This window comes from Nocardiopsis kunsanensis DSM 44524 (assembly GCF_000340965.1).
In the GTDB taxonomy this organism is placed as follows: domain Bacteria; phylum Actinomycetota; class Actinomycetes; order Streptosporangiales; family Streptosporangiaceae; genus Nocardiopsis; species Nocardiopsis kunsanensis.
The window spans coordinates 50626-65304 of record NZ_ANAY01000009.1 but is presented as its reverse complement, the minus strand read 5'-3'; the positions used below and the strand labels follow the sequence as shown (position 1 = coordinate 65304).

The 14679-nt window shown below is 70.5% G+C and carries 12 protein-coding genes; all 12 read right to left on the bottom strand.

Features of this window, described 5'->3' with window-relative positions:
* Positions 1 to 294 precede the first annotated feature (294 nt).
* The 12 genes from D456_RS0107595 to D456_RS0107530 all read right to left on the bottom strand — a co-directional run bounded on the left by D456_RS0107595 (position 295) and on the right by D456_RS0107530 (position 14586).
* The gene (locus D456_RS0107595) at positions 295 to 3135 is read right to left on the bottom strand and encodes a DEAD/DEAH box helicase (protein ID WP_026115657.1); all 2841 of its coding nucleotides are present in this window, start codon (positions 3133 to 3135) and stop codon (positions 295 to 297) included.
* A 10-nt stretch (positions 3136 to 3145) separates the two neighbouring features.
* Positions 3146 to 4048, bottom strand: coding sequence for a diacylglycerol/lipid kinase family protein (locus tag D456_RS0107590; RefSeq protein ID WP_017575569.1), 903 nt, complete (start codon positions 4046 to 4048; stop codon positions 3146 to 3148).
* An 89-nt stretch (positions 4049 to 4137) separates the two neighbouring features.
* Positions 4138 to 4551 (bottom strand): DUF397 domain-containing protein, encoded by a 414-nt coding sequence (locus D456_RS0107585; RefSeq protein WP_017575568.1) that lies wholly within the window; start codon positions 4549 to 4551, stop codon positions 4138 to 4140.
* 117 nt (positions 4552 to 4668) lie between these two features.
* On the bottom strand, positions 4669 to 5502 hold the full coding sequence (gene tatC / locus D456_RS0107580) for a twin-arginine translocase subunit TatC (protein ID WP_017575567.1): 834 nt from the start codon (positions 5500 to 5502) through the stop codon (positions 4669 to 4671).
* Positions 5503 to 5703: 201 nt separating this feature from the next.
* A complete protein-coding gene (gene tatA, locus D456_RS0107570; RefSeq protein ID WP_017575565.1) occupies positions 5704 to 6027 on the bottom strand; it encodes a Sec-independent protein translocase subunit TatA in 324 nt (107 codons plus the stop codon).
* 317 nt (positions 6028 to 6344) lie between these two features.
* Positions 6345 to 8396, bottom strand: coding sequence for a helix-turn-helix transcriptional regulator (locus tag D456_RS0107560; RefSeq protein ID WP_017575563.1), 2052 nt, complete (start codon positions 8394 to 8396; stop codon positions 6345 to 6347).
* Between the two features lie 336 nt (positions 8397 to 8732).
* Positions 8733 to 9737: a methionyl-tRNA formyltransferase gene (locus D456_RS0107555; protein WP_017575562.1), complete on the bottom strand. Its 1005-nt coding sequence runs from the start codon at positions 9735 to 9737 to the stop codon at positions 8733 to 8735.
* 140 nt (positions 9738 to 9877) lie between these two features.
* Positions 9878 to 10948: an FKBP-type peptidyl-prolyl cis-trans isomerase gene (locus tag D456_RS0107550; RefSeq protein ID WP_017575561.1), complete on the bottom strand. Its 1071-nt coding sequence runs from the start codon at positions 10946 to 10948 to the stop codon at positions 9878 to 9880.
* 144 nt (positions 10949 to 11092) lie between these two features.
* Complete coding sequence (gene pafA, locus D456_RS0107545; RefSeq protein WP_017575560.1) at positions 11093 to 12451, bottom strand: Pup--protein ligase; 1359 nt, start codon at positions 12449 to 12451, stop codon at positions 11093 to 11095.
* A gap of 110 nt (positions 12452 to 12561) precedes the next feature.
* Positions 12562 to 13317 (bottom strand): proteasome subunit alpha, encoded by a 756-nt coding sequence (gene prcA, locus D456_RS0107540; RefSeq protein ID WP_017575559.1) that lies wholly within the window; start codon positions 13315 to 13317, stop codon positions 12562 to 12564.
* A gap of 53 nt (positions 13318 to 13370) precedes the next feature.
* A complete protein-coding gene (gene prcB / locus D456_RS0107535) occupies positions 13371 to 14213 on the bottom strand; it encodes a proteasome subunit beta (RefSeq protein ID WP_017575558.1) in 843 nt (280 codons plus the stop codon).
* A 169-nt stretch (positions 14214 to 14382) separates the two neighbouring features.
* Positions 14383 to 14586 carry a ubiquitin-like protein Pup gene (locus D456_RS0107530; RefSeq protein ID WP_017575557.1) on the bottom strand — a complete coding sequence of 68 codons (204 nt, stop codon included), beginning with the start codon at positions 14584 to 14586 and terminating at the stop codon, positions 14383 to 14385.
* Between the last annotated feature and the right edge of the window lie 93 nt (positions 14587 to 14679).

The window sequence follows — 14679 nt, the reverse complement described above, 5'->3', positions numbered from 1 at the left end:
GGTGTCTTGCGATTACAGGCCCCCTCGGGGGTCCCGTGCCCTGGGGCGCGCCCGGTGCGGCAGCGGTCCGTGCACGCCCACACCCATGATGGCTGCTGCCGGTGAGCGGTTCGTCCATCGGGGTCCGGCTCACCTGACAACGCCGTTCGCGTCCGGGGTGTTCCGCCCCCAGCGCCGCGCCTGCACTGTTTCCGCATGCGCCCGGGGGCCGCCGGACCCCTGAGAGGTCCGGTGCTCAACATCCCGCCCGGCACCGGCCGGCCCCGGGCCCGGGGCCGGCACCTGCTTCTTCAGCTAAAAGGCCTGGTAGGCCACTACACCGCGCAGCATCAGGTCGGCCGCCTTGCGGGCGGTGCGGCGCACGTCGGCGTCGCCCGCCGCACCGCCGATCTGGCCGAGCATGTCCACCAGCATCTTCGTGGTCCGGACGAAGTCGCCCGCGGTCATGCCGGACTGGCGCAGCACCGAGTCGAGCCGGTCCCCGCGTGCCCACCGGTAGGCGGTCCACACGAACCCGAGGTCGGGTTGGCGCAGGAAGGAGACCTTGTGGCGCCGTTCGACCTCGTGCAGGTCGCCCCACAGGCGCACCATCTCCTCCAGGGCCTCCTCGACGTCGCCCTCGGGGATACGCGGGTAGGGGTCGTCGTCGCGCCGTGCCTCGTAGACCAGAGCGGCGGCGCAGGCGGCCATCTCCTCGGGGCCCAGATGCGTCCAGACCCCGCGGCGCAGGCACTCGGCCACGAGCAGGTCCAGATCGGAGTAGACCTTGGCCAGGCGTCGCCCGTCGTCGGAGACGGTGTCCCCGTCCAGGTACTCCAGGTCCTCCAGGACCCCGCAGACCCGGTCGAAGGTGCGCGAGATGATGTGCGAGCGCCCCTCGACACGGCGCCGCAACCCGTCGGTCTCCTTCTTGAGCCGGAAGTAACGCTCCGCCCAGCGGGCGTGGTCCTCCCGGTCGTTGCACCCGTGGCAGGGGTGGGCCTTCATCTGCGAACGCAACTGCTTGATCTCGGGGTCCTCGCCGTCGCCGCCCTTGCGTCCGCGGTGCTCACGGGCCGGCTCGTCTCCGCCGGCGCGGAGTTCGTCGCGCAGCATGGAGGCCAGGTCCTGGCGTGAGCGCGGCGACTTGGGCGAGAAGGTCTTGGGGATGCGCAGGCGCTGGATCGCTTCGACCGGGCGGGTGAAGTCCCCGGCGTTGAGGCGCTTGATCTGTTTGTCCAGCGTCAGCACCAACGGTGCGGGGGTGTCGTTGCGCAGCCCGGGGTCCAGGACCACCGCGTGGCCGGCGAAACGGCCTGCGGGTACACGGATGACGTCGCCGCGCCGCAGCACTTCGAGGCTGCGCAGGGCGTCCTCGCGGCGGCGGGCCGAGCGGCTGCGGGAGAGCTCGTTCTCGCGGTCCTTCAGGGCCCGGCGCAGCTCGGCGTACTCCATGAAGTCGCCCAGGTGACACTCGGCGGCCTTCGCGTAACCCTCCAGGGCCTCCTCGTGCTTGCGCAGCTTCCGGGTGATGCCGACCACGTCCCGGTCGGCCTGGAACTGGGCGAAGGACTCCTCCAGCATGGTCCGGCTGCGCCCGCGTCCGACCTGGCCCACGAGGTTGACCGCCATGTTGTAGGAGGGCTGGAAGCTGGAGTTGAGCGGGTAGGTGCGGGTCCCGGCCAGGCTGGCGACGGCCTCGGGGTCGGTACCGGCCTGCCACACGACGACGGCGTGGCCCTCCACGTCGATGCCGCGCCGTCCTGCGCGCCCGGTCAGCTGGGTGTACTCCCCGGGGGTCAGGGGCGCGTGGGTCTCGCCGTTCCACTTGTCGAGCCGTTCGATGACGACGGTGCGGGCGGGCATGTTGATGCCCAGGGCGAGGGTCTCGGTCGCGAAGACCATGCGGATCAGACCGCGGGTGAACAGGTGTTCGACAATCTCCTTGAAGGTCGGCAACATGCCCGCGTGGTGGGAGGAGAAACCGGCCTCCAGGGCGCGCAGCCACTGGTCGAAACCGAGCACGGCCAGGTCGGCCGCGGGGATGTCGGCGCAGCGGGACTCCGCGTACTCACGGATCTGCGCGGCCTCCTCCGGGGTGGTCAGCACCAGCCCCGAGGACACGCACTGGCGCACTGCGTCGTCGCAGCCGGCACGGCTGAAGACGAAGGTGATGGCCGGCAGCAGGCCGTCGTCGTCGAGTTCCTCCACGACGGTGGGGCGCGAGGGCGGCGCGAAACGTGTACGCGGGCGCATGCGGCCGCGGGCCCGGTTCTGCGGGTGGCGGCGCTTGTGCTCGAGCTGGGTGGTGCGCGCGTCCTCCTCGGCCATACGGACGAGCCGGGGGTTGATGTGCAGGACCTGGCCGCCGATCTCGATCTGGCGGGGCTGGTCCTGCTGACGCCGGCGTTCGCGGCGGCGCTTGCGTCCGCGCCCCGACTCGTTCTCGTCGGTCCCGGTGTCGGCGGCGGGTTCGGGGTCCACGAACAGGTCGTGCAGGCGGTTACCGACCATGACGTGCTGCCACAGCGGAACGGGGCGTTTCTCGTCGACGATGACGGTGGTGTCGCCGCGCACCTGCTGCAGCCATTCGCCGAACTCCTCGGCGTTGCTGACGGTGGCCGAGAGGGCGACCATCCGCACCGACTCCGGGAGGTGGATGATGACCTCCTCCCAGACGGCGCCGCGGAAGCGGTCGGCGAGGTAGTGCACCTCGTCCATGACCACGTAGGCCAGCCCGGAGAGCGTGGAGGAGCCCTCGTAGAGCATGTTGCGCAGCACCTCGGTGGTCATCACGACCACCGGCGCCTCACCGTTGACGCTGTTGTCCCCGGTCAGGAGCCCGACCTGTTCGGCACCGTAGCGCTGGACCAGGTCGTTGAACTTCTGGTTGGACAACGCCTTGATGGGCGTGGTGTAGAAGCACTTGGTGCCCTCCTGCAGGGCTTGGTGCACCGCGAACTCACCGACGACGGTCTTGCCCGAACCCGTGGGTGCGGCCACCAGCACGCCGTGCCCGTTCTCCAGTGCCTTGCAGGCCCGAATCTGGAAGGGGTCGAAATCGAAGCCGTAGAGGTCCTGGAAGGCCTCGATCGCGGCACTGGTGGCGGCCTGGCGCCGACGGAAGGCGGCGTACCGCTCTGCTGGACTACTCATCATGTTCAGACTATGAGGTCAGGTCCAACATCTCGACCGCTTTGGGAGCGGTCTCACACACCAGGGGCAGGGCACTCATGGGCTCCCCGTCGGCGTAGGCGGGTCCCGAGCCGTGGCCGCGCACGGTCACACGGCGCCCGCGTTCGACGACGACCTCGGGCAGACCGGAGTGGTTGCCGGTGTAGGCGAGGGGGAACAGGCGCAGGAAACGGTGGAGGGGGGCCTTGCGTATGAACGTCACGTCCAGCAACCCGTCCTCGGGGTCGGCGTCGGGGCAGACCTTCATTCCGCCACCGTAGGCAGAGGTGTTGCCCACGGCCACGAGCATTCCGGGCTCGGCGATGCGTGTGCGGCCGTCGATCTCGACCTCGTAGTCGATGGGCACGAAGGAACGCAGTTCGGCGAGCAGCCCGGCGACGTACCCGGCGCGGCCGACCCGGAACCGGAAACCGTTGACCCGTTCGTTGACACGCGCGTCGAAACCGCAGGCCAGCACGCTGAGGAAATAACGGTGTGTGCCGTCGGCCGAGCGCAGGCGCACGGCATCGGTGGGACGGGTCCGTCCGGACAGGATCGCCTCGGCGGTGGCGCGTGCGGTGCGCGGCGGGTGCCCGAAGGCGCGGGCGATGTCGTTGCCGGTACCGGCGGGGATCACGGCCAGAGGCACCCCGGTCCCGGCCACCCCCTGCAGGGCCTGGTGGACCAGGCCGTCACCGCCGACGGCGACGAGGGCGTCGGGGCCGTCGGCGGCGGCCAGGCGGGCCATGCGGCGGCTGTCGGCGGACGAACCGCCGGTGTGGACGTGCACGCGGGCCCCGGCCTCGCGGAGGGCCTCCTTGAGGCGGACGGCCGCGATGGCGGCGCGACGGCGGCCGGACGAGGGGTTGACCAGGAGAGCAATGTGGGGGCGCATATCGGGGGTCCTTCGCTACCCGGGCGGGAAGGGAGTGGCTCCGAGAAGGGCTGTGGCACGCACACCCTCGCGCCCGGGTGTTCGGCCGGTCAGTCCGACGTCGTCGCCGACCTCTCATTTTCGCGGCGATGATACTCGGCCATGGCCTCGGGGGTGTTGAGCGGGGAGGGCACCCAGGTGGCCTCGGTGCCGGCGTCGCCGCGCTGGATCGCGGCCTCCTCCTCGCTCAGGTACTCCTCGGGGATGTCGAACTCACCGTCGCGGGCGCCCAGGACGAAGGCCTCCCACTCGGCGGGGGTGAAGAACAGGGTGCCTTTCTCGGGTGACTTGCCGTCGCGCACGGCGCGGAAGCCGTCGTCGAACTCGGCGACCTCCACGATCGCCTCCGAGCTCTCCTTGGACAGCGACGACCGCATCCACACCGCGTCGGTGGTGTCGTGCCACTTGGAGTTGCCCTTGGCCTCGGGCGGCAGCTGCCGCTCCCGTTCGGTCGGCTCGGTCACAGTCGGCCTCCTCCGCACTCGCCCCGGACCCCTGCACGTACCGGCGGGTCCCGTCGGGATGGTCTGGTCGGGCCCCGGCGGGCCCCACCACGGGACCTTAGCGCGCTACCGGCCCGCTCAGGGACGTTTGTCCTCTCTTCCGTCGACCTCCTCGAGCTCGTCCAGTTCCGAGGGTGTCTCGTCGAGCTCGGAGATCTCGTCGTCGCCGAGACCGGAAGTGGGGTCGTTGCGCTTGTGCCGGCGGTCGTTGAGGAAGCAGAACAGTTCGGCCAGCTCGAAGAGGACGATCAACGGGATGGCGAGCGCGAGCATGGAGATCGGTTCGGCCGGGGTGATGACGGCGGCGGCCAGGAACGCGCCGAAGATGATCGCGCGGCGCCACTTGGCGATGGCCTCGTGGGGGAGGATCCCGACGATGTTGAGCAGGATGATCAGCAGCGGCATGACGAAGCCGATGCCGAACATGCCCATCATGATGAGCATGTAGTCGAGGTACTCGCCGAGGGTGAGGTAGGGGTCGGCGTCCTCGGGCAGGAAGCCGAAGAGCATCTGCAGCGCCAGGGCGGTGATCGTGTAGGCCAGGACGGCCCCGGACACGAACAGGATCCCTGCCAGCGGCGCGAAGATGTAGGCGTACTTCTTCTCCCGCCCGTGCAGGGCGGGGGCGGCGAAGGCCCACAGCTGGTACAGCCACAGGGGCGCGGTGATCAGGGCACCGGCGAACAGCCAGATCTTGAAGGCGACGAAGAAGGCGTCGAAGGGACCGGTGACGATGAGGGAGCAGCCCCCGCCCTCCACGACCTGGGAGTCGGGCAGCGAACAGTAGGGCTCGGTCAGGAAGTCCCAGATCTGGTCGTAGAACACGAAGCCGACCACCGCGCCCAGCACCAGGGCGATCGCAGCCTTGGTCAGGCGGTTGCGCAGTTCGCGCAGGTGTTCCATGAGGGGCATCCGGGCTTCCGGGTTGTCCCGGCGGGGGGACCTCATCGTGCGGTCACTCTCTTCTCCTCGGGGCCGGGCGGAAAGAGCGGTGCCCCTGCTGACAACGGTCCGGCGCGGCGCCGTCGGCGCCGCGCCCGTCATCAACCGCGTCTGGCTGCGGGCGTGGAATGCGCCCGACGCGGACCCGCCCGGTGTCGGCGGCCGGTGCTTCTAGTTGCCGTAGCTGCGGTGGGCGGACTCGCCGGACTCGTTCACGATGCGCTGGCCCGGGGGCAGTTGCCGGGGGTCGCGCTGAGAGGGTTCGTCGGTTTGCGCCCGGGCCTGCTGCTTCTGCGACTCCTCGGCCCGCTCCTGCTGCCCGGTCTCCTCGTCCTTGCCCTCGTTCTCCTCGTCGACCAGGCCCTTGCTCTCGGCCTTGAGGATGCGGGCGCTGCGCCCCAGGGAGCGGGCCAGGTCCGGGAGCTTCTTGGCTCCGAAGAGCAGAAGGGCCACGATCACCAGAATGGCGATGGTAGGTCCGTTGAACGGTCCCATGGTTCTACCTCTCTGTGGGGCGCCGCCAAGCGCCGTCAATGGTACGCGCGTTCGGTCCCGGGGCCCTCACGTACGCGCGCCGCCCGGTCGTGTCCCGGCCGCACGTGGCTCGGCACCGATCGCCCGGCTCTCCCGTGAAAGACGAGCCACCTCCGCGGAAAGCCCGTGCACCGCACGTCCGGCTCCGACCGACAGAGCGGCGACGGCCACGGTCCCGAGGAGAACCGCACCGAACAGGACAGCGAGGACAATCATGCCCCCAACCATATCCGGTCCATGCTCGACTACGCTCCTCCCCCGGAGAGAACAGCTGGGGCTCACGTGAGCGACGAACTGGTCTCGACCGGCCCCGTGGACGTTTGGACTGTGGCGTAGTGCTCGAGTGCGCGCGCGGCCTCGCTGCGGACCTCTTCGGCCAGGGCCCCCGGTTTCACCAGGCGTCCCTGTGGCCCCAGGAGCAACGCCAGTCGCGCGACCCATGCCGGTGCGGGGGTACGCAAGGTGGCGCGTACGCCCCCGTCCGGCAGGTCGGTGACCGACTCGCACACGTAGTCCTCGGTGACCCAGCGGGCGCCGGGCTCCAGGTCGAGGGTGAGGACGGCGTCGGCCTCGGAACGCTGGAGCACACCCTGGGACAGGTCGCGCCGGGTCACACCCTCGGGGACCTCGGCGGCGAAGGGCAGCACATGCAGGTCCAGGACCCGGTCCAGGCGGAAGAAACGCACGTCCCGGCGCAGGCGGCAGTACCCTTCCAGGAAGGTGTGGCCGTCCTGGACCACCAGTCCCATGGGATCGACCTCGCGGTCGTCGACACGGTCGAAGTATCCGTGCAGGTAGCGCAGGTGCAGGCGTTGGCCGCTCTCGAGCGCTTCGGAACAGGTGGCGCGTACCTGTTCGGCGCGGGCGTCGTCCTCCACACGCACCTGGACGGAGTCGGCCAGGTCGGCAACGGCGCCGCCGGCGGCATCACGGAGTTTGCGCGCGACCCGTTGCAGGGCCTCGCTCTCGGGCGCGCCGCTCCCGTCGAGGGCCTCCAGCAGTGACAGGCCCACGACCAGGCTTGCGGCCTCGTCGGCGGTCAGACGCAGGGGCTGGGCCAGGGTGTCGGCGTTGCCGATGATGATCTCGCCGGACTCACGGGCGGCGTCGAGGTCGACGTCGATGAGGTCTCCGGGGGTGTATCCGGGCAGACCGCACATCCACAGCAGCCTGAGGTCGTCGACGACCTGTTTCTCGGTGAGGCCGAAGTGCTCGGCGACCTCGGCCACGCGCACGTCCCGGCCCAGGGCGTAGGGCACGAGCATGAGCAGGCGGCGCAGCTGGTCGGAGGAGCGTACCCCGCGGCCGGTGGCGGGCGCCTCCTCCTCGGCCCCGGGCCGGGCGGGGTCCGGGTCGGGTTCTTGAGCGCGTTCGGCGACGGCGGCCAGGTGCTGGGCCACCGCGGTGCGGGCCTCGGCCGGTTCGAGCACGGCCGCGTCGGCCCCGTGGGAGGCCACCCGGCCCACGAAGGCGTGGAGGTCGGTGTAGGTCAGGGTGAGGGTGTCCCAGCCCGAGCCGTCGCCGCGTTCGCCCGCGACCACACGCTGGGCGTCCCGGCGCAACCGGTGCGCGGTATCGGTGCGTACACGCAGGCGGGCGGTGCGCTCGGGTTCGTTGCGGTGCTCGGCGGCCACCGAGCGCAGGTCCACCCCTTCGGGCACGACCACGTCCGGCCCCTGGGTGAGGACCCGTACCCGGCCGCGGACCCGGCCGAGGCGGAAGACCCGGCGGGCGCCGCGCAGACGGTCGTGGCCGACCACGTACCAGTGGCCGCGCAGGTTGACGATCCCCCAGGGTTCCAGTTCCCGGGTCTCGGTGTCGGCGCGGCCGGGTTTGCGGTAGTCGAAAGCGATGGGGCGCCGGTCGCGCACGGCCTGCCAGACGGGGCCGAAGGCGGGCTCGTCGGTGCGCATGGCGGGGGTCAGTCCCGGCGCGGCGCCGGGGTCGACCGGTACCCCGGCGGCGCGGAGCTTGAACAGGGCGTCGGAGGCGGCGCTGCCGAGGGAGGCGTGGCGCCAGGCGCGAGCGGCCAGGCCCAGGACCAGGGCCTCGTCGGGCATCAGGGTGATCTCGGCGAGTTCGTAGTCGCCGCGCCGTACCCGGTACCCGTCTTCACCGCTGAGGGCGTCACCGGTGCCGATCTCGATGGGGATCCCGCTGTCGCGCAGTTCACGTTTGTCGCGCTCGAACATGCGCTTGAAGGCGGAGTCGCTCTCGACCTCGGTGTACCCGTGCACGGTTTCGCGGATCTCCTGCGCGGTCAGGTGCCGCCGGGTCGACAACAGGCAGATGACGAGGTTCAACTGCCGTTCGGTCTTCTTGCGCGACATGCGACGCACCCGCTTTCCGCCCGTGTACCGACCTGTGGGACGAACCGCCGGGGGTCGGCGCACCTGCCCGGCTCCGGTTCAGCAATGACGGTACCGTGCCGGACGCGCTCCGGTGGCGCCGTTGTGGACTTCGACGGACCGTGCCCTCATGGCCGGGTGCGGCCCCGGCCGGTGCGCGGGGGGACGGCCCGGCGTGCCCTCCCCCCCGGCCGGTCCCGGCCTGGGACGGCGCCGGGGCCCACCATGTGGGCCGTGCGGTCCTGCCCGGCACGGTCGTCCCGAACTCCGCCCAGCGGTTCTGGTTCCTACCGGACCGTGCCCTGCGCGCCGGGCACCTCAGGCCTGCAGCAAGGGGTCGGAGGAAGGGGCCTGTCCGGGCACGAAGGCGTTGCGGGCGCCCTCGGCCGCGTGCGGTGCGGGCGGGTCGAAGAACGTACCGGGCCGGAACATGGCCAGCGAGGTCGGCTCGGCACGCACGCCCTCGTCCACGCGCACCGACCCGGGGACGAAGACGGTGCCGTCCCCGCAGGTGACGCCCCAGGTGCGCCCCGGCCCGGCGGAGACGATCTCGCCGGGGGCGCCGCCGGCGGCGTCGCCGAGGGCTCCGTCGCACAGGGTCACCCGGGCCCCGCCGAACATCGCGAACGCGCCCGGGTAGGGGGCGGCCAGGGCGCGCACCATACGGTCGACGTCGCGGCCGGCGGCGGTGAGGTCCAGGCGCCCGTCGCTGGGGCGGCGGCTCGGCCAGACCGAAGGGTGCCCGCTCTGGCGGCGGCGGGGCGCGGACCCCTCGAGCAGACCCTCCAGGTGCTGCACGAGGAGTCCGGTCTGGAGGTGGCCGACACGTTCGTAGAGGGCGGTGGCGGTGACGTCGGGGGCGAGGTCGAACCAGTGCTGATCGACGACGTCGCCGTTGCCGGGTTCTCCGTCCAGGTGGTGGAGGGTGACGGCGCTGGAGCGCATACCGCGCAGGATCGTCCAGGGGATGGGGGCGTGGCCGCGGCCCACGGGCAGAGGGCTGGGGTGCAGTCCGACCGCGCCCAGGGGCAGGCGTTCCAGGACGTGTTCGGGTACCTGCTGGGACCAGCCGGCCACGACCATGAGGTCGATGCCGTGCTCGGTCAGGGCGTCCTGGACCTCGTCCGAGCCCACGTCGGCGGCGCGCACGTGCGGCAGACCGTGGGAGCGGGCGAGGTCCTCGTAGTCGGTGTAGCCGCACCGGTGGGCGAGTTCGGCCGGGTAGGACACCACCAGGGAGGGCGGCTGCCCCTGCGCACAGAGTTCCTCCAGGGCCGGGACGCCCAGCCGGAGTCCGGACACGTAGCAGTACCGTCGCCGCATGGTTTCCCCTCGACGTGGCTGAGAACGTGGTCCGACTGTACGTACCGGCAACGCCGTGGTCCCCACGGACACGCGGACGCCCCCGCCGACCGTGGCGGGGGCGTCCGGATGCCGTGTGGGAGACCGCCCTGTTCGGTGGCCTACTCCCCGTCGCCCTCGGGCGTCTCCTCGGACGTCTCCTCGGGGTCGGGCTGGGGCGGGTTGTCGACGGCACCGAGGATGTCCACGACGAACACCAGGGTTCCGGTGGGGGTGCCCATGCCGGTGTCCTCGTCCCCGTAGGCGAGGTCGGGCGGGATCGTCATGAGCAAACGGCTGCCGACGGGCTGACCGACCATGCCCTTGTCCCAGCCCTCGATGACCGCGCCGGCGCCGATGGTGGTGTCGAAGGGGGTACCGCCCTGGCTCCAGCTGGAGTCGAAGACCTCGTTGCGGCCCTCCTCGTCGGGCTCCCAGGGAACGCCGGTGTACTGGACGATGACCTGCTGGCCTTCCTCGACCTCCTCGCCCTGGCCCTCGATGAGGGGTTCGACGGTCAGTTCCTCGGGCGGGTCGGTGTCGGGCACGTCGATCTCGGGTTCGGAGTGGCCGTCCTGGACGACGGTGGGCAGGTCCTCCCCGACGCTTTCGGCCGCTTCGCCGGGCACGACGGCTCCGGAGCTGTAGCGGTCCATCAGGTCGAGGACCAGGACGGTGGCGCCCTCGGGCACTTCCTGTCCCATGGACTCGGCCTGGGTGCGCTCTTCCTCGCTCAGCGGAGGCATGACGTAGACCACGCGGCTGCCCACGGACTGGCTGACCAGCGGCGCGGCCAGTTCGTCCGGCATCTCCTCCATACGGATGAGGTCGGGGGCGCCGGTCTCGTAGCTGGCCTGGTCGGGGTCGATCTCCTCGCCCTCGCCGGGGCCGGACCACTCGTACTGGGCGAAGTTGGCCACGACCAGGTCGTCGTCGCGCACCAGTCCTTCCTCCCCGGGGCCCTCCTGGACGACACCGGAGACCTCCTCGTCCGGTGGTTCCATGTCGGGGAAGGTGACCTCGGGCTTCTCGCCGACCTCTCCGGACACAGCGGGTAGCCGCTCGTCGACCTCGTCCTCTCCCATGCGGAGGAACGCGGGGGTGCGCCAATCCTCGGGGATGGATCCGCAGCTGGAGACCGTCAGGGCGATGGCGGTCGCCGGCACCGCGAGGGCCACAGCACGTCGGTGCATGAGTCACAACCTCTGTTTTCGGGCCTGGGACAGAGTCACACTACCGAATGGTGGGAGTAGGCCCGCCCCGGCCGTGTCCCGGACACACGCCGACCCCGGGGCGGCGGAGGGGGCCGCCCCGGGGCCGAGGTCTGTGAGCTGGGATCACATGCCGGCGATGAGCTTGTCGACCCGTTCGTCGACGGCCTTGAACGGGTCCTTGCACAGCACGGTGCGTTGCGCCTGGTCGTTGAGTTTGAGATGGACCCAATCCACGGTGAAGTCGCGCCGCTGCTCCTGCGCCCGGCGGATGAACTCGCCCCGGAGTTTGGCCCGGGTGGTCTGCGGTGGCACCGCCTTGGCCTCGAAGATCTTCAGGTCATCGACCACACGGTCCATCTGGCCGCGGTCCTGGAGCATGTAGAACAGGCTGCGGTCGCGGTGGATGTCGTGGTAGGTCAGGTCGAGCTGGGCCACGCGCGGCGAGGACAGCGACAGGTCGTGCTTGGCGCGGTAGCGCTCCAGGAGCAGGTACTTGGCGATCCAGTCGATCTCGCGGGAGACGGGCTCGAAGTGCTGGGTCTCCACCGCTTCCAGGGTGCGCTGCCACAGGTCGAGCACGCGTTTGCCGGTGGCGTCGGTGCCGTGGCGGTCCACGTAGTTCTGGACCTTCTCCAGGTACTCTCGCTGGATCTCCAGGGCGCTGGCCTCGCGACCGTTGGCCAGGCGCACCTTGCGGCGCCCAGTCATGTCGTGGCTGATCTCCCGGATCGCCCGGATGGGGTTCTCGAGCGTGTAGTCGCGCATGACCACACCGGCCTCGATCATGCGCAGCACGAGGTCGGTCGAGCCCAGCTTGAGCAGCGCGGTGGTCTCACTCATGTTGGAGTCGCCGACTATCACGTGCAGGCGGCGGAACCGTTCGGCGTCGGCGTGGGGTTCGTCGCGGGTGTTGATGATGGGGCGGGACCGGGTGGTGGCCGAGGAGACGCCCTCCCAGATGTGTTCGGCGCGCTGGCTCACGCAGTACAGCGCGCCCCTGGGGGTCTGCAGGACCTTGCCGGCCCCGCAGATGATCTGGCGGGTGACCAGGAAGGGGATGAGGACGTCGGCCAGGCGCCCGAACTCCCCGTGCCGCCCCACGAGGTAGTTCTCGTGGCAGCCGTAGGAGTTGCCCGCCGAGTCGGTGTTGTTCTTGAACAGGTAGATGTCTCCGGCGATGCCCTCTTCGTGCAGGCGCTGCTCGGCGTCGACCTGCAGGCCTTCGAGGATGCGCTCGCCGGCCTTGTCGTGGGCCACCAGGTCCACGAGGTTGTCGCACTCGGGGGTGGCGTACTCGGGGTGGCTGCCCACGTCCAGGTACAGGCGTGCTCCGTTGCGCAGGAACACGTTGCTGCTGCGTCCCCACGAGACCACCCTGCGGAAGAGGTAGCGGGCCACCTCGTCGGGCGACAGTCGGCGCTGTCCCCGGAAGGTACACGTGACCCCGTACTCGTTCTCCAGACCGAAGATGCGTCGTTCCACGCGGCCTCACCAACTTCCCGTCGAAGGCGCAGACAGCGGGGCCGCGCCGCCTGCGCCCACCCGGTCGGTGCGATGCCGGGTGGCACCGCACCGTACTCGTCGTGCTCAGATCACCTCTCGTCCCCGTCGCCGTTGTCCTGACTCCGGCCGGAGGCGGGCTCGCCGGTGGCGGTACGGCCCTCCTCCAGAAGGGTGCGCAGCCGACGGCCGTGGATGCGGCGGAACTTGCGGTGCTCGCGGGCCCGTTCCAGGACCGCGACCTCCAGGTTGCCGGCCTCCAGTTCGCTCTCCTGCCCGTTCTCGTCGGCCAGGGCGCGGGTGGCGGTGTGGAGCGCGGAGGCCAGGGTGGCGTCGGCGGCGAAACGGTCCTTGAGTTGGCCGGACACGTGCTCGGAGGAGCCGCCCACGGCCACGAAGCCCCGCTCGTCGACGATGGAGCCGTCGAAGGTGATGCGGTAGATCTCGTCATCGGCCGCGCTCTCGCCGACCTCGGCGACGACGATCTCCACCTCCCAGGGTTTGAGGCTCTCGCTGAAGACCGTGCCCAGGGTCTGGGCGTAGATGTTGGCGAGCTGGCGCCCGCTCACGTCGCGGCGGTCGTACTGGTAACCGCGCACGTCGGCGAAGCGCACGCCCATCAGGCGCAGGTTCTCGAACTCGGGGTAGCGGCCCACGGCGGCGAAACCGATGCGGTCGTAGAGTTCGCTGATCTTGTGCAGGGTGCGCGACATGTTGTCGGCCACCATGAGGATTCCGCCGTCGTACTGCAGGACGACGGCGCTGCGGCCCCGCGCGATACCTTTTCGCGCGTAGTCCGCCTTGTCCTTCATCTGTTGTTCGGGGGCGACGTAGAACGGCATCGACACCGCGGATCGTTCCTAACCTGGGTCGGGAGAAGTCTGACGTGGGAGCCGGGCGGTCAGCTCAGCGGGGCGGTGGGGCCGTCGGGGTGGGCGGCACGCCCCTCGACCACCTCGGTGGCCAGGCGTTCGACCTCGTCGACGGCCACCCGGCGGTGGCCGTCCTCGGTGATGACGTCCACGAGGGGGAAGATCTTGCGGTGCAGGTCGGGTCCCCCGGTGGCCGAGTCGTCGTCGGCGGCGTCGTAGAGCGACTCCAGGGCGGCCTTGATCGCCTCGTTCTCCGAGAGGTCGTCGCGGTAGAGCTTCTTGAGCGAACCCCTGGCGTAGACCGATCCGGAGCCGATGGAGTGGTAACGCTGTTCCTCGTAGCGCCCGCCCACGGCGTCGTAGCTGAAGACCCGGCCCTCCTCGGACCGTTCGTCGAAGCCGATCAGGAGGGGGACGACGACGAACCCCTGGAGCGCCATGCCCAGGTTCCCGCGCACCATCTGGGCCAGCTTGTTGGCCTTACCTTCCAGGGAGAGCGCCCGGCCCTCCATCTTCTCGTAGTGTTCCAGTTCAACCTGGTACAGGCGGGCAAGCTCGATCCCGATCCCCGCCGAGCCGGCGATCGCCACGGCGGAGAACTCGTCGGTGCGGAACAGTTTGTCCATGTCCCGGTTGGCGATGACGTTGCCCTGAGTGGCCCGCCGGTCGCCGGCCAGAGCCACCCCTCCGGGGAAGGTCAGGGCGACGATGGTCGTCGCCTCCGGGGTCAGGTGCTCGCCCCCGCTCTGGGCGGGCAGGTGGTGACCCGGCAATGACTCGGGGCTGACCGCGCTGAGAAACTCGGTGAAGGACGATGTCCCCGCACTCATGAACGCGGCGGGCAGCCGTCCGCCCTCGAACCCTTCGAACACGCGTCTCCCTCCACTCGCGCCCCGCCCTGCGAGAAGCAGGGGGTGCGGGCGGGGCGCCTCTGGTCCTTGTGTGTGATGGCCGGACCGGCACCGGGGCCGGTCGCAACGACATTAAGGCATGCCCCGGCGGATCCCTGCTGCGCCGCGCCTCCGCCGTGCACGCCCCGGACTACTGTCCGCCCTTCTGAACGAACTGGCGCACGAAGTCCTCGGCGTTGTTCTCCAGCACGTCGTCGATCTCGTCGAGGATGTCGTCGACGCCTTCGTCGAGGTCCTGGTCGCGTTCGGTGGTTTCGGTGGTCGCCTCGGTCTCCTCGACCTCTTCCTCGCGACGCGAGCCGTGCTTCTGGCCGCCGGTGTCCTTGGTCGCCATGGCGTTGTTACCTCCCGTTCGGGGCTCTCGCCCTTATCTTGGCCCAACGCACGGCCGCTCAACCCCGTTCCCGGAGCCCGATACTCGCTAGTT

What these genes read in the sequence shown, in the direction of transcription:
- tatA (WP_017575565.1), bottom strand. Translation starts at nt 6,027, where the DNA reads ATGGGACCGTTCAACGGACCTACCATCGCCATTCTGGTGATCGTGGCC.
- D456_RS0107550 (WP_017575561.1), bottom strand. Translation starts at nt 10,948, where the DNA reads ATGCACCGACGTGCTGTGGCCCTCGCGGTGCCGGCGACCGCCATCGCC.
- D456_RS0107560 (WP_017575563.1), bottom strand. Translation starts at nt 8,396, where the DNA reads ATGTCGCGCAAGAAGACCGAACGGCAGTTGAACCTCGTCATCTGCCTG.
- D456_RS0107530 (WP_017575557.1), bottom strand. Translation starts at nt 14,586, where the DNA reads ATGGCGACCAAGGACACCGGCGGCCAGAAGCACGGCTCGCGTCGCGAG.
- D456_RS0107590 (WP_017575569.1), bottom strand. Translation starts at nt 4,048, where the DNA reads ATGCGCCCCCACATTGCTCTCCTGGTCAACCCCTCGTCCGGCCGCCGT.
- tatC (WP_017575567.1), bottom strand. Translation starts at nt 5,502, where the DNA reads ATGCCCCTCATGGAACACCTGCGCGAACTGCGCAACCGCCTGACCAAG.
- D456_RS0107595 (WP_026115657.1), bottom strand. Translation starts at nt 3,135, where the DNA reads ATGAGTAGTCCAGCAGAGCGGTACGCCGCCTTCCGTCGGCGCCAGGCC.
- D456_RS0107555 (WP_017575562.1), bottom strand. Translation starts at nt 9,737, where the DNA reads ATGCGGCGACGGTACTGCTACGTGTCCGGACTCCGGCTGGGCGTCCCG.